This is a genomic window from Microbacterium sp. PRC9, from assembly GCF_031844125.1.
Lineage (GTDB): Bacteria > Actinomycetota > Actinomycetes > Actinomycetales > Microbacteriaceae > Microbacterium.
The window spans coordinates 663,554-677,482 of the sequence record NZ_JAUZUR010000001.1 but is presented as its reverse complement, the minus strand read 5'-3'; the positions used below and the strand labels follow the sequence as shown (position 1 = coordinate 677,482).

The window sequence follows — 13,929 nt, the reverse complement described above, 5'->3', positions numbered from 1 at the left end:
GCTGTGATGAACGACGGTACGAGCGTAATGTGTCGCGGGTGTTTCGCCTATCGCACCCTGTGGATACGTGACCCGATCGCAACGAGGGTGGGACCGCGTCTCAGGTGGCTGTATTCGGGAATCATTTCCAGGTTCGCCGCCTTAGAATCGAGTACGGAGCGTCACGAGCGCACCGGCCGCCGCCGTCCACCCCCGAGCACGCGCGCGCCCGCGCGAGGAGACCCCCATGGAGCACAACGACCCCTTCGGCTTCGTCGGACTGACCTACGACGATGTGCTGCTGCTGCCCGGCCACACCGACGTGATCCCCAGCGAAGCCGACACCTCGTCCCGGGTGACGCGACGCATCACCGTCGCGACCCCGCTCATCTCGAGCGCGATGGACACGGTGACGGAGTCGCGCATGGCGATCGCGATCGCCCGCGAAGGCGGCCTCGGGATCATCCACCGCAACCTCGCGATCGAGGACCAGGCCTCGATGGTCGACCGCGTCAAGCGGAGTGAGTCGGGCATGATCACCGACCCGATCACGACCACCCCCGACACCACGATCGAAGAGGTCGACTCGCTCTGCGCGCAGTACCGCATCTCGGGCCTTCCGGTCGTCGACGATGAGAACCACCTCGTGGGCATCGTCACGAACCGCGACATGCGCTTCGTCTCGGGCTTCGAGCGTCAGACCACCAAGGTGCGCGACGTCATGACGACCGACGGGCTGGTCACCGGTCGCGTGGGCATCAGCGCCGGCGAGGTCATCGCCCTCTTCGCGCAGCACCGCGTCGAGAAGCTCCCGCTCATCGACGAGCACGGCAAGCTCGCGGGCCTCATCACCATCAAGGACTTCGACAAGAGCGAGAAGTACCCCCTCGCCACCAAGGACGAGCAGGGCCGCCTCCGCGTCGGTGCCGCCATCGGCTTCTTCGGCGACGCCTGGCAGCGCGCCGAGGCCCTCCGCGACGCCGGCGTCGACGTCATCGTGGTCGACACCGCCAACGGCCAGTCGCAGGGTGTCATCGACATCGTCCGCCGGATCAAGGCCGACACGAGCTTCGACCACATCGACGTCATCGGCGGCAACGTCGCCACGCGGGAGGGCGCACAGGCCCTCATCGACGCGGGCGTGGACGCCGTCAAGGTCGGCGTCGGCCCGGGCTCGATCTGCACCACCCGCGTCGTCGCCGGCGTCGGCGTCCCGCAGGTCACGGCCGTCTACGAGGCCTACCTGGCGGCGCGCGAAGCCGGCATCCCGGTGATCGCCGACGGCGGACTGCAGTACTCGGGCGACATCGCCAAGGCGCTCGTCGCCGGTGCCGACACCGTCATGCTCGGATCGCTCCTCGCCGGCACCGACGAGTCGCCGGGCGAGATCGTCTTCCAGGGCGGCAAGCAGTTCAAGCAGTACCGCGGCATGGGGTCGCTGGGTGCGATGCAGACCCGCGGCAAGAAGACGTCGTACTCGAAGGACCGCTACTTCCAGGCCGACGTCCCCACCGACGACAAGCTCATCCCCGAGGGCATCGAGGGTCAGGTCGCCTACCGCGGTCCGGTCTCGGCCGTCGCGTACCAGCTCGTCGGCGGGCTGCGTCAGTCGATGTTCTACGTCGGCGCCCGCACCATCGACGAACTCAAGGCCAAGGGCAAGTTCGTCCGCATCACCGCGGCCGGCCTCAAGGAGTCGCACCCGCACGACGTCCAGATCGTCGTCGAGGCCCCCAACTACAAGAAGTAACCCGCTTCGGAGACGGATGCCTCGGCCCCGCGCACTGCGCAGGGTCGAGGCATCCGTCGTATCCGCCGGACGGGCTCAGGGAAGGCGGAAGGGGGCGGCGGCCCGGAAGCCGTCGTCGGTCGCGAGGGCGGCGAGGACCGAGCCGACGGCCGGCGTGAACTTGAAGCCGTGGCCGGAGAAGCCGGCGCCGACGACGATGCGGCCGCGCCGGTCGAGGATGAAGTCCTGCGAGTCCGTGGACGTGTAGGTGCAGCTGATGGGCTCGGCCGACCCGGCGTCGAGACCCGGGAACCACTCAGCCACGTAGTCGCGCAGCTGCGCGGCGAGGGCGGGAACCGGACGGAACGTGCGGGCATCGGGGTCGACCACCGGCCCCACGAGGTGGAAGCCCACCTTGACGCCCTCGCCCGGCGTCGGCATGCCGTAGACGTTCGCGGGGTACCGCTCGGCCGGCAGGAGGTGGTTGAACGACGGCCACCGCGCATCCGGCGTGATCGGGGCGAAGTGGGCGGGGCTCTCCTCGGTCACGGTCAGCCGGGGGAGGGGGAAGGACGGGGGAAGGATGCCGCGGGTCCAGGCTCCGGAGGTCACCACCACGGTCTCGGCCACGAGGTCATGGCGCTCCCCGCCGGCCTCGACCGTGAGCGCGACGCCGTTCCCCCGCTCGTCGAGGGAGACCACGCGGTGCCCGAAGCGGACGTCGGCGCCGTGAGCACTGGCGCCGCGCTCGAGCGCCTCGAGGGCGGCGGACGCGCGCACCACCCCGGCGTCGGGCGTGAACAGCACGTCGCCGGTGAATCGCATTCCGCTCCAGCGCCGTGCCGCCTCGTGCGCGGCGAGCACCTCGGCGCGCTCGCCGCGGGCGATGAGCGCGCCGTGCACATCCGCGACGACGGCGTCGTCGCCGTGGGTCACGAGCCCGTGCAGGCGCAGCAGCGGTTCGCCGGTCGCGCGCGAGAGCTCGTCCCATTCGGCGCGCGCCAGCGTGAGCAGATCGAGGTAGTGGGCGGCGCCGTAGGCGTTGTTGAAGTTGCGGGTGGCGCCGTGCGAGGCGCCGCGGGTGTGGCCGCGTTCGAACCGCTCGAGCGCGACCACGCGGTGGCCGCGACGCGCGAGCTGCCACGTCGTCGCGAGCCCCATGGCACCCCCGCCGACGACGACGTACGGAACATGCTCGGTCACGGGGGCCTCCCAGGTCTCGGATGCCGAGGGGCGCGGCATCCGTCTCCGCCTCCATCCAATCGCACCGCGCACCGCTGCCGAGGGGAGGTCACGGAGTGTGACGGGCGCCCCAGCGGGTGGTGTCGCTACCCTGGCGCCATGATCAGGCAGCGGCGGCACGCTCTGGCTACGCAGCGCACCACACGTCTCGAGGCGTTCACCGACGGGGTCTTCGCGATCGCGGCGACGCTGCTCGTGCTCGACCTCACCCAGTACTCGCCTGGCAAGGTCGACTCCGACGCCGACATGTGGGCCGCCCTCGGCGGCATGTACGAGCTGTTCCTCAATTTCGGGCTGAGCTTCGTGCTGCTGTGCCTGATGTGGATGGTGCACGTCCAGCAGTTCGAGCACCTCGCGCGCGTGGATTCGACGACGGTGTGGCTGAACAACGCGCGGCTGCTGTTCATCGTGCTCGTGCCGTTCGCGACGAACCTGACGACCGAGTACTCCGAGTGGCTCGCGGGCCGGCTCGCGATGCCGGTGACGTTCTTCCTCGCCATCCTGTTCAGCTGGCTGCAATGGGGGTGGGCGGTGCGGCAGCGCGAAGCGCTGATGCCCGACATGAGCAGGGCGGATGCCGTGGCCTACGGCCGCAGCTCGCTGAGCGCCCTCCTCATCTCGGCCGCGGTGGTGGTGCTGGCGCCGTGGGTCGGCTCGGCGGCGTTCCTGCTCTTCTTCCTCGACGGTCTGCTGACCCGCGTCCTGCGAGGCAAGGGCGACTGATCCCGGCCGAGGCCGGGGTCAGGGCACGGGGACGGCCTCGGGCTGGGCGGCCCGTGTCTCGGTCTCGGACGACGCCAGGGAGGCGGCATCCGTCCCCTTGCCGGAGGGGAGCCACAGCGCCACGATCGTCGCGGCGAACAGGACGGCCGCGCCGGTGAAGACCGCGGGGCGGGCGGCGTCGACGTACATGTCGGGCAGGAGCTCGCCACCGGCACTCACGAAGATGGCGGTCATCACGGCGGTGCCGAGGGCGACGCCCAGCTCACGGACGGTGGAGTTCACGCCGGATGCCTTGGCGTGGTCGATGAGTCCGAGGGTCGCGAGCAGCGCCGTCGCCGACGGCGCGAACACGAGCGCCATGCCGACGCCGGCCATGATGAACGGCGCGATCAGCGTCGGGTAGTCGAGGTCGGTCGACATGACGGCGGCGATCCACGTGAGCGCGATGCCCTGCAGGGCGAGGCCGAGCACGAGCAGGATGCGCGTCCCGACGCGGGGAGCCAGGATGCCGGCGATCGGGGCGACGATCATGGGCGCGAGCGTCCAGGGGGTGGTCTGCACGGCGGCTTCGAGGGGCGTGGATCCCTGCACGACCTGCAGGTACTGGATCAGGATGAACACCGCGCCGAACGTGCCGAAGCTGAACGCGAATCCGACGATGTTGGTGATCGAGAACGAGCGGTCGCGGAAGAGGCGCAGCGGCAGGAGGGGCGCCTGCGTGCGGGTCTGCCACCAGAGGAACGCGGCGATGAGCAGCGTGCCGAGCACGATCTCGGCGATGACCCCGATCGAGTCCCAGCCGTCGTCGTTGCCGCGCACGATCGCGTGGACGAGGGCGAGCACACCGGCCGCGGCGAGCAGTGCACCCGGAACGTCGATGCGGGCGCGCGCGCCGAAGTCGTTGTTCAGCACGACGAGCGCGAGGGGGATGGCGATGATCGCGACGGGCACGTTGATCCAGAAGATCGCCTGCCAGTTCCAGCCCTCCATGATCGCCCCGCCGACGAGTGGGCCGACCGCGACGCCGAGCCCCGAGACGCCGCCCCAGATGCCGATCGCGAGGGCGCGCCTGGCCGGCGGCACCGCCCCGCTCAGCAGTGCGAGGGAGAGGGGCATCACACCCGCGGCGCCCAGACCCTGCACGGCGCGCGCGGCGATGAGCTGACCGGGGTCGGTGCTGAGCGCGGCGAGCACCGAGCCCACGCCGAACACGGCGATGCCGATCGCGAAGAGCGTGCGGCGGCCGAATCGGTCGCCGAGCGCCGAGGCGATGAGGATCGCGCCGGCGAACGCCAGCGTGTACGCGTTGACGAACCACTGCAGCTCTTCGACGCTCGCGCCCATCTCGCGGTGCAGCACCGGGAGCGCGTTCGTCATGACGAGGTTGTCGAGCGTGGCCATGAACATCGGAAGGGATGCCGCGGCCACCACGAGCGCGAACGGCCGGGTGCGACGGGGGGCCCTGGTGAGGGGTGATTCGGTCATGGGAGGCTCCGGTTGTAATCGAATGATTACCACAATGTAGTAATCGACTGATTACAAAGTCAAGTCATTCGCTGATAACCTTTCGGCATGACATCTCCGGCAGTGGCAGGCAGCGGCGCCTCCGTGGACGAGGCGCCGGCCGACCCGGGCAAGCGCCTGTCGTCCCAGGAGCGGCGCCGTCAGATCCTGGCGGCCGCGCTCGCCTTGTTCGGCGCCCGCGGCTACGAGGGCGCGACGACCGATGAGGTGGCCCGCGCCGCCGGCGTCAGCCAGCCGTACGTCGTGCGACTCTTCGGCTCGAAGGAGAACCTTTTCCTCGCGGCGATCGAAGACGCCCTGACGCGCATGCTCGCCGGCTTCCGGGCGGCGCTCGCCGAAGACTCCCCGCACGACCCCGACATCACACCGGAGAAGGCGGCGGCCAAGCGCATCGGGCAGGCCTACGTCGACCTCATCGCGGTGCGCGGCCTCCACCAGACGCTCGCGCACGCCTACCTGCTCGGGAGCCATCCCGTGATCGGCGCGGCCGCGCGCCAGGGCTTCGCGAAGGTCTGGCGGTTCTTCCGCGACGAGATGGGGCTCGACGCCGACGAGTCGCGCACGTTCATGGCCGAGGGCATGCTCATCTCGACGATGATCGGCCTGCGCATCGTCGACGACTACGGCTCCGATCCGCAGATCACCGAGCTCTTCCGCTCGTGCTTCCCGACCGAGCTGCCCCACGTGCTCGAGGTCCTCCCGCGCGGCACCGACCGCTGGTAGGTCGCCCGGACGGATGCTGCCCCCTGCCCCGCGTCGGGGGCGCGGCGTAGGGTCGGGGGCATGTGCCGGAACATCCACACACTCCACAACTTCGAGCCCGCAGCCTCGTCCGCCGAGGTCCACGCCGCCGCGCTCCAGTACGTGCGCAAGATCGCGGGCACGACCAAGCCCTCGAAGGCGAATCAGGAGGCCTTCGACCACGCCGTGCACGAGATCGCGCACATCACGCAGCACCTGCTCGACGACCTCGTCGCGGTGACGCCGCCCAAGAACCGCGAGGTCGAGGCCGCCAAGGCGCGCGAGCGCGCGATCCGCTCGGGCAGGTACGCCGCACCGGCCGCCTGAGCTCCGTACTGCGGTCGCTGAGCGGAGCGGAGCGGAGCGGGGTGGGGTAGTCTGGTCGGCTCCCTGAACGGCGACGGATGCCGCACCGGAGCAGACAGGGAACACCGTGGGGTACATCGACATCGCCGCCGTCTCGTATGCGCTGCCGGACGGCCGGCCGCTGCTCGACGAGGTCTCGTTCCGCGTGGGCGAGGGGTCGACGACGGCGCTCATCGGCCAGAACGGCGCGGGCAAGACGACGCTGCTGCGGATCATCCGCGGGGAGACCCCGGCGCTCTCCGGTGTCGTGTCGATCGACGGCGGCCTCGGCGTCATGGACCAGTTCGTCGGCCACGGCGAGGTCGGGCAGACCGTCCATGACCTCCTCATCGCCGTCGCGCCTGACCGCGTGCGTCGCGCCGCGCGCGAGCTCGAGGACGCCGAGGCGGCGATCATCGAGCACGACGACCTCGAGACGCAGATGCGCTACGCCGGAGCGCTTGCCGACTACGCCGAAGCCGGTGGCTACGAGTACGAGACCGTCTGGGACACGTGCACGACGACGGCCCTCGGCATCCCGTTCTCGCGTGCACGGTTCCGCGAGCTCACCACGCTGTCGGGCGGCGAGCAGAAGCGGCTCGCGCTCGAGGCGCTGCTGCGCGGCCCCGACCAGGTGCTGCTCCTCGACGAGCCCGACAACTACCTCGACGTTCCCGGCAAGCGGTGGCTCGAGGAGCGCCTGCGCGAGACGCAGAAGACGGTGCTGCTGGTGTCGCACGACCGCGAGCTGCTGGCCCGTGCGGCCGACCGCATCGTGACCCTCGAGGCGGGCGGTGCGGGGAGCACTGCGTGGGTGCACGGCGGCGGCTTCGGCACCTATCACCGGGCACGGGAGGACCGGATGCTGCGCCTCGACGAGCTGCGCCGCCGCTGGGACGAGCAGCACGTCAAGCTCAAGGAGCTCGTGGCGACCCTCAAGGTCAAGGCCACGGCCAACGACACCTTCACCTCTCGGTACCGCGCCGCTCAGACACGGCTGCGCAAGTTCGAGGAGGCGGGTCCACCGCAGGAGCGCCCGAGGGAGCAGGACCTCGATGTGCGCCTGCGCGGCGCGCGCACCGGCCGGCGGGCGGTCGTCGCCGAGCAGCTCGAGCTCACGGGGCTCATGAAGCCGTTCGACCTCGAGGTGTGGTTCGGCGACCGGGTCGCGGTGCTCGGATCGAACGGCTCGGGCAAGTCGCACTTCCTTCGGCTGCTCGCCCGCGGCGGCACCGATCCCGATGGGAGGCTCGGGCACCTGACCACGACCGGCGCGGGGCTCGACCCCGTGGCGCACACCGGTCGCGGGATCCTCGGCGCGCGCGTCGTGCCGGGATGGTTCGCGCAGACCCACCGCCACCCGGAGTTCGACGGCAAGACGCTGCTCGACATCCTCCATCGCGGCGAGGACGCCCGAGCCGGTCTGCCCCGCGAGGCCGCGAGCAGCGCGCTCGACCGGTACGGACTCGTCGCCCAGGCCGAGCAGACGTTCGACAGCCTGTCGGGCGGGCAGCAGGCGCGGTTCCAGATCCTGTTGCTCGAACTGTCCGGCGCGACGCTGTTGCTCCTCGACGAGCCGACCGACAACCTCGACCTCGTCTCGGCCGAGGCTCTGCAGGACGCGCTCGCCCGGTTCGAGGGCACCGTGCTCGCGGTCACGCACGACCGCTGGCTCGCGAAGTCCTTCGACCGGTTCCTCGTCTTCGGTTCCGACGGCCGCGTGTTCGAGTCGAACGAGCCGGTCTGGGACGAGACACGGGTGGCCCGCACCCGCTGAGGCCGACGGGATCGCCGCCGCGACGGTGGGTGATGCCCCGCGGCCGTTCGCACCGGACTCGCGAAGCTGCGCTCGGCGACTCCGGGGGATAAGGACACCGGTCGGCGTCCTTATCCCCAGGAGCGCCGGCGCGGAGGAAGCTCATCGGGCTGGTGACGGGCGGGGGACTGATGGTCGCGTGAAGTCCGGGGTGGTCGGCCGGCCGGGCGGAATCCGGCGCCGCGAGGCCCGCCGGGTAGGCTGGTCGGGTGAGCATGGACATCGAACTCGGCCGGGCCAAGAGGGCGCGTCGCGCCTACACGTTCGACGACATCGCGGTGGTGCCGTCGCGGCGCACGCGCAACCCCGAGGACGTCTCGACCACGTGGACGATCGACGCCTTCAGCTTCGACATCCCGGTGCTGGGCGCCCCGATGGACTCTGTCGTGAGCCCGCGCACGGCGATCATGCTGGGCCAGCTCGGCGGCCTGGGCGTCCTCGACCTCGAGGGCCTGTGGACCCGCTACGACGACCCCGAGCCGCTGCTCGCCGAGATCGCCGGCCTCGAGAAGGCCGCCGCGACCCGCCGCATGCAGGAGCTCTACGCCGAGCCGATCAAGCCCGAGCTCGTGCGCGATCGCCTCGCCGAGATCCGCGCCGGCGGCGTGACGGTCGCGGGGTCCCTGACCCCGCAGCGCACCCAGGAGCTCTACGAGACGGTCGTCGCCGCCGGCGTCGACCTCTTCGTGATCCGCGGCACCACGGTTTCGGCCGAGCACGTCTCGAGCGTCGACCAGCCGCTGAACCTCAAGAAGTTCATCTACGACCTCGACGTCCCCGTCATCGTCGGTGGCGCCTCGACGTACACCGCCGCCCTGCACCTCATGCGGACGGGAGCCGCCGGCGTGCTCGTCGGCTTCGGCGGGGGAGCCGCGTCCACCACGCGTGCGACCCTGGGTCTGCACGCCCCGATGGCGACCGCAGTCGCCGACGTCGCCGGCGCGCGCCGCGACTACCTGGACGAGTCGGGCGGCCGCTACGTGCACGTCATCGCGGACGGCGGCGTGGGCACGTCGGGCGACATCGTCAAGGCGATCGCGATGGGCGCCGACGCCGTCATGCTCGGCGTGGCGCTCGCGCGCGCGACGGATGCCCCGGGCCGGGGCTTCCACTGGGGACCCGAGGCGCACCACGCCAAGCTGCCGCGCGGTCGCCGCGTGAAGGTCGACCAGGTGGCCTCGCTCGAGGAGATCCTCTACGGCCCCGCCCCGGTCGCCGACGGCACCGCGAACCTCATCGGTGCCCTGCGCAAGTCGATGGCCACGACCGGATACTCCGACCTCAAGGAGTTCCAGCGCGTCGAGGTCGTCGTCGCGCCGTACGCCGCGGGATGACGGGTGCCATGACCGACCCCGACCCGACGGGAGCGGCTGACCTCGCGCCCGAGGCCTTCCCGCCGACCCTGCGCGAGGTGATGCTGCGCCCGCGATGGATCGGGATGCTGCTGCTGTGCCTCGTCGTCGCGGGCGTGTTCGCGTGGCTCGGGCAATGGCAGCTGGGCCGTGCTGTGCAGACGAATCCGGTCCCGCCGGGTGCGACCGAAGAGGTGCAGCCTCTGGCCGACGTCGCCCTGCCCGGCGAGTATCTCCCGGAGCCGCTGGTCGGCCAGCGCGTCGAGACGCGCGGCACATGGGTCCCCGAGGACTTCATCGTCGTCCAGTCGCGCTACAACGACGGCGTCGAGGGCTACTGGGTGACCGGGCAGCTGCGCATCGACCCCGACGTGAGCGCGACGGTCGGCCCGACCTCGGTCGCCGTGGCGCTCGGGTGGGCCGCCACCGAGGAGGACGCGCGCGCGGCCGTCGACGAGCTCGAGGGCGCAGCATCCGTCTCCGAGACCGTCGAGGTGACGGGGCGCCTGATCTCGGACGAAGGGCCGGTGCTCCCGCCTCGCGGCGAGGACCCGCAGACGCTGACCCGCATGTCGCCGGCCGCGCTGCTCGGGCAGTGGCACGAGATCGACGCCCTCTTCGTGTACCGCCCGTACATCGCCTCCGTCGACGCGGTCGCCGGGCTCGATGCGATCTCGTCGCCGGCGCCCGCCGACGGGTCGGGGATCAACTGGCTCAACATCTTCTACGCCGTCGAATGGGCCGTGTTCGCCGGCTTCGCCTTCTACCTCTGGTACCGCCTCGCGAAGGACGCGTGGGAGAAGGAGGTCGAGGACTTCGAGGACGAGGCCGCAGAACCCCGCGGGTAGACTGGGGGTCATGCCCCGCGCCCCGAAGCTCGCTTCCTTTCCGGCGATCCGCGGAGCCCTGAAGTTCTACCAGGTGTGCTCGATCATCACGGGCACGATGCTGCTGCTGCTCGTCGCCGAGATGATCATCAAGTACGTCGTCGGCTACGAGCTGTTCCTCGGTGGTTCCGGCGGGTTCCTGTGGTTCGCCCCCGTCGTCGAGACGGCCTCGGGCCTCGAGTCGACCGGTGACGGGTTCAACCTGTCGCTCGGCATCCTCGTCGCCCACGGCTGGTTCTACGTCGTCTACCTGATTTCGTGCTTCCGCGTGTGGAGCCTCATGCGCTGGAACCTCCTGCGCCTGGGCATGCTCGCCGCCGGCGGCATCGTGCCCCTCCTGTCGTTCTTCATGGAGGCGCGCGTCGGCCGCGACGTCAAGACCTACCTGGCCGAGCGCGAGGCGGCGGAGCTGCACTCGCAGGCCGCGCACTCGACCCTCACCCACGCGATCCCGACGGAGAACAAGCGTTGACCCAGCAGACCGAGACCTCTCAGCGTCCCGTCCTCGTCGTCGACTTCGGCGCCCAGTATGCGCAGCTGATCGCGCGCCGCGTCCGCGAGGCCGGCGTGTACAGCGAGATCGTGCCGCACACCGCGTCCGCCGCCGACATCGCGGCGAAGAACCCGGTCGGCATCATCCTCTCGGGCGGTCCGTCGTCGGTCTACGAGGAGGGTGCGCCGGCACTCGACGCCGGCGTGTTCGACCTCGGCGTGCCGACGCTCGGCATCTGCTACGGCTTCCAGGTCATGGCGCAGGCGCTCGGCGGCGAGGTGGCCAACACCGGGCTCCGTGAGTACGGAGCGACGGATGCCGCGGTCACGGGCGACGGCGGCGTGCTGCTGGGTGGTCAGCCGGCCGAGCAGAACGTCTGGATGAGCCACGGCGACCAGGTCTCGCGCGCCCCCGAGGGCTTCGATGTCCTCGCGTCGACCGGAGCCACACCGGTCGCCGCCTTCGGCAGCGACGAGCGCCGCTTCTACGGCGTGCAGTGGCACCCCGAGGTCAAGCACTCCGACCACGGCCAGAAGGTCATCGAGAACTTCCTGCACAAGGCGGCGGGTCTTCCCGCCGACTGGAACAGCGGCAACGTCATCGCCGAGCAGGTCGCGAAGATCCAGGCGCAGGTCGGCTCCGGCCGCGTGATCTGCGGGCTGTCGGGCGGCGTCGACTCCGCCGTGGCAGCCGCCCTCGTGCACAAGGCCGTCGGCGACCAGCTCGTCTGCATCTTCGTCGACCACGGACTCCTCCGCAAGGACGAGCGCGAGCAGGTCGAGCAGGACTACGTCGCCTCGACCGGTGTGCGCCTCGTGACCGTCGACGCCCGCGAGCAGTTCCTGAACGCGCTCGCCGGGGTCAGCGATCCCGAGCAGAAGCGCAAGATCATCGGACGCGAGTTCATCCGCACCTTCGAGCAGGCAGAGGCCGCGCTCGTCGCGGAGGCCGAGGCCGACGGCGAGCCCATCCGCTTCCTCGTGCAGGGCACGCTCTACCCCGACGTCGTCGAGTCGGGCGGCGGCACCGGCACCGCGAACATCAAGTCGCACCACAACGTGGGCGGCCTTCCCGAAGACCTGCAGTTCGAGCTCGTGGAGCCGTTGCGCACCCTGTTCAAGGACGAGGTGCGCGCGATCGGCCATGAGCTCGGACTTCCGGAGGTCATCGTCGGCCGCCAGCCGTTTCCGGGCCCCGGCCTCGGCATCCGGATCGTGGGTGAGGTCACCGCTGACCGTCTCGAGATTCTGCGCGATGCCGACGCCATCGCGCGTGAAGAGCTGACGAAGGCCGGCCTCGACGGCGAGATCTGGCAGTGCCCGGTCGTGCTGCTGGCCGACGTGCGCTCGGTGGGCGTGCAGGGCGACGGCCGCACCTACGGCCACCCGATCGTCCTGCGTCCCGTCTCGAGCGAAGACGCGATGACCGCCGACTGGACGCGCCTGCCCTACGACGTGCTCTCGAAGATCTCGAACCGCATCACCAACGAGGTGCGCGACGTCAACCGCGTCGTCCTCGACGTCACCTCGAAGCCCCCGGGGACCATCGAGTGGGAGTGAGTTTGTGACGGGTGCCTCGGCGATGCCGGGGCATCCGTCGTCTTCCGGCGCCTCGGCGGGCCGGGGCAGTGCACGGATGGGTGAGGATGGACGGGTGACGACGGACCCCGCACCTTCGCTGCCCGACGCCGACTACGTGCTGCTGGGCAGCCGCGTGGCTCTCGGACTCGACGGCGGGTTCGCGGTGGCGGTTCCGACGCGCCTGCGCCTGCTCGCCTCGGCGGGGGCTGTCGACCCGCTGCAGCTGAGCGTCGACGGGGCCCCGGTCGACGTGCACCAGGCGCAGCGCCGGGCGTTCGTCGAGGCGGGCCTCCTCGACAGCGTCGACCGCGCCCGCAACCTCTTCGACGACCTCAGGAGCGACCCCGCGTGGGTCTTCGCGGCCGGCGAGCCGTTGACGGCCGAGCCGGCGGAGAGGTCGTGGGCGGGCGTCGAGCACCGCGAGATCGTGGATGCCGCGGGCCGTCGGGCCGTGTCGCTGCCGGTTCTGCGCGACGACCCCGAATGGCACCTGTCCGACGCGCCGATCATCGTGCACGCTCCGGACGGGGATCGCGTGCTCCGCGGCTTCCGCGGTCTCTACGCAGCCTGGCTCACCCACCTCGCCGACGAGCGGCGCGCCGAGGCGGGTGACCCCGATCGGCTGCTCGTGGTGATCTTCGAATCGCGTCAGATCGGCGAGACGCTCGTCGACTGGGACGACCCGCGGGTGCGCCTCGTGCACACGGTGCACAACTCGCACCTGCCCGAGCCCTACGACGATCCCGACGCACCCGTCGCCGGGATGTGGCAACGCTGGCTGTCGACCGTGGACCGCTACGACGCCGTGCTGTTCCCTACCGCCGCGCAGCGCGACGAGGTGGCGGCCCGGTTCGGCGATCCCGGCACCTTCCACGTCGTGCCCAACACGATCGAGCTCGGCGCCGAGCCGCCCGGCGTGGAGTTACGCGACCCGCATCGCGTCGTCATGCTCAACCGCCTCGCGCCGCAGAAGCGCGTCGACCTCGCCATCCGCGCCTGGCAGCGAGTGGCGCAGGCGGTCCCGCAGGCCCGGCTGGACATCTACGGCGACGGACCGCTGCGAGAGGAATTGCAGGGGCTGATCGACGGGCTCGGGCTCGCGGCATCCGTCACGCTCCACGGTGCGACGGCCGACCGCGATGCGATCTTCGACCGCTCGGCCGTGTTCCTGACGTCGACCGCCTTCGAGGGGCAGGGGCTCTCCATCGCGGAGGCGCTCGCGCGCGGGCTGCCGGTGGTCTCGACCGACGCCCGATATGGGCCCCGTGAGGCGGCCGACGGCGCCGGGGTGCTCGTGCCGCCCGGCGACGCCGACGCGCTCGCCGAGGCCGTGATCAGCCTGCTGCACGACCACGATCGCCGCGCCCATCTGTCGCTCCGAGCCCGCGCGGCCGCCGCCCGTTTCACGCCCGACGTCGTGCGGCCCGCGCTCGTCGCCGCGCTGCGCGCCGCTGTCGAGCGGCCGTCGCACCGCGTGGCGGGGGAGCGGCCGGAGCGTCCGCTGTCCTGAGAGAGATC

Annotated in this window: 12 protein-coding genes; 10 read left to right on the top strand and 2 right to left on the bottom strand. The window is 71.1% G+C overall.

Annotated features, from left to right (window positions below; genetic code table 11):
• The first annotated feature begins 226 nt into the window (after positions 1–226).
• Positions 227–1,729, top strand: a complete 1,503-nt coding sequence (guaB, locus tag Q9R33_RS02905) for an IMP dehydrogenase (protein ID WP_056371131.1) — start codon at positions 227–229, stop codon at positions 1,727–1,729.
• A gap of 75 nt (positions 1,730–1,804) precedes the next feature.
• On the opposite strand, the gene Q9R33_RS02900 is transcribed toward guaB, so the two are convergent.
• The gene (locus Q9R33_RS02900; RefSeq protein ID WP_311292810.1) at positions 1,805–2,911 is read right to left on the bottom strand and encodes an FAD-dependent oxidoreductase; all 1,107 of its coding nucleotides are present in this window, start codon (positions 2,909–2,911) and stop codon (positions 1,805–1,807) included.
• 138 nt (positions 2,912–3,049) lie between these two features.
• Between Q9R33_RS02900 and Q9R33_RS02895 the strand changes: the two genes are divergently transcribed.
• Positions 3,050–3,673 (top strand): TMEM175 family protein, encoded by a 624-nt coding sequence (locus Q9R33_RS02895; RefSeq protein ID WP_056371127.1) that lies wholly within the window; start codon positions 3,050–3,052, stop codon positions 3,671–3,673.
• Positions 3,674–3,691: 18 nt separating this feature from the next.
• Here the strand turns inward: Q9R33_RS02895 and Q9R33_RS02890 are convergent, their stop codons facing one another.
• Positions 3,692–5,158 carry an MFS transporter gene (locus tag Q9R33_RS02890; RefSeq protein WP_311292809.1) on the bottom strand — a complete coding sequence of 489 codons (1,467 nt, stop codon included), beginning with the start codon at positions 5,156–5,158 and terminating at the stop codon, positions 3,692–3,694.
• 87 nt (positions 5,159–5,245) lie between these two features.
• On the opposite strand from Q9R33_RS02890, the gene Q9R33_RS02885 reads away from it, so the two are divergent.
• The 8 genes from Q9R33_RS02885 (at position 5,246) to Q9R33_RS02850 (ending at position 13,921) form a co-directional block, all read left to right on the top strand.
• Positions 5,246–5,920, top strand: a complete 675-nt coding sequence (locus tag Q9R33_RS02885) for a TetR/AcrR family transcriptional regulator (protein ID WP_311292808.1) — start codon at positions 5,246–5,248, stop codon at positions 5,918–5,920.
• 60 nt (positions 5,921–5,980) lie between these two features.
• Positions 5,981–6,265 (top strand): DUF2277 domain-containing protein, encoded by a 285-nt coding sequence (locus Q9R33_RS02880; RefSeq protein ID WP_045297069.1) that lies wholly within the window; start codon positions 5,981–5,983, stop codon positions 6,263–6,265.
• Positions 6,266–6,371: 106 nt separating this feature from the next.
• The gene (locus Q9R33_RS02875) at positions 6,372–8,060 is read left to right on the top strand and encodes an ATP-binding cassette domain-containing protein (protein WP_310248922.1); all 1,689 of its coding nucleotides are present in this window, start codon (positions 6,372–6,374) and stop codon (positions 8,058–8,060) included.
• 254 nt (positions 8,061–8,314) lie between these two features.
• Positions 8,315–9,433: a GuaB3 family IMP dehydrogenase-related protein gene (locus tag Q9R33_RS02870; protein WP_056371118.1), complete on the top strand. Its 1,119-nt coding sequence runs from the start codon at positions 8,315–8,317 to the stop codon at positions 9,431–9,433.
• A gap of 80 nt (positions 9,434–9,513) precedes the next feature.
• The gene (locus Q9R33_RS02865; protein ID WP_311292887.1) at positions 9,514–10,299 is read left to right on the top strand and encodes an SURF1 family cytochrome oxidase biogenesis protein; all 786 of its coding nucleotides are present in this window, start codon (positions 9,514–9,516) and stop codon (positions 10,297–10,299) included.
• Positions 10,300–10,309: 10 nt separating this feature from the next.
• Entirely contained in the window at positions 10,310–10,810 is a 501-nt protein-coding gene (locus Q9R33_RS02860) for a DUF3817 domain-containing protein (protein ID WP_056371116.1), read from the top strand.
• Positions 10,807–12,390: a glutamine-hydrolyzing GMP synthase gene (gene guaA, locus Q9R33_RS02855; protein WP_311292807.1), complete on the top strand. Its 1,584-nt coding sequence runs from the start codon at positions 10,807–10,809 to the stop codon at positions 12,388–12,390. Before Q9R33_RS02860 ends, guaA begins: the two co-directional genes overlap by 4 nt.
• A 94-nt stretch (positions 12,391–12,484) precedes the next feature.
• The gene (locus tag Q9R33_RS02850) at positions 12,485–13,921 is read left to right on the top strand and encodes a glycosyltransferase (RefSeq protein ID WP_311292806.1); all 1,437 of its coding nucleotides are present in this window, start codon (positions 12,485–12,487) and stop codon (positions 13,919–13,921) included.
• Positions 13,922–13,929: the final 8 nt, after the last annotated feature.

Coding starts and splice junctions, on each gene's coding strand:
- guaB (WP_056371131.1), top strand. CDS start 227: ATGGAGCACAACGACCCCTTCGGCTTCGTCGGACTGACCTACGACGAT.
- Q9R33_RS02895 (WP_056371127.1), top strand. CDS start 3,050: ATGATCAGGCAGCGGCGGCACGCTCTGGCTACGCAGCGCACCACACGT.
- Q9R33_RS02890 (WP_311292809.1), bottom strand. CDS start 5,158: ATGACCGAATCACCCCTCACCAGGGCCCCCCGTCGCACCCGGCCGTTC.
- Q9R33_RS02885 (WP_311292808.1), top strand. CDS start 5,246: ATGACATCTCCGGCAGTGGCAGGCAGCGGCGCCTCCGTGGACGAGGCG.
- Q9R33_RS02880 (WP_045297069.1), top strand. CDS start 5,981: ATGTGCCGGAACATCCACACACTCCACAACTTCGAGCCCGCAGCCTCG.
- Q9R33_RS02870 (WP_056371118.1), top strand. CDS start 8,315: ATGGACATCGAACTCGGCCGGGCCAAGAGGGCGCGTCGCGCCTACACG.
- Q9R33_RS02865 (WP_311292887.1), top strand. CDS start 9,514: ATGCTGCGCCCGCGATGGATCGGGATGCTGCTGCTGTGCCTCGTCGTC.
- Q9R33_RS02860 (WP_056371116.1), top strand. CDS start 10,310: ATGCCCCGCGCCCCGAAGCTCGCTTCCTTTCCGGCGATCCGCGGAGCC.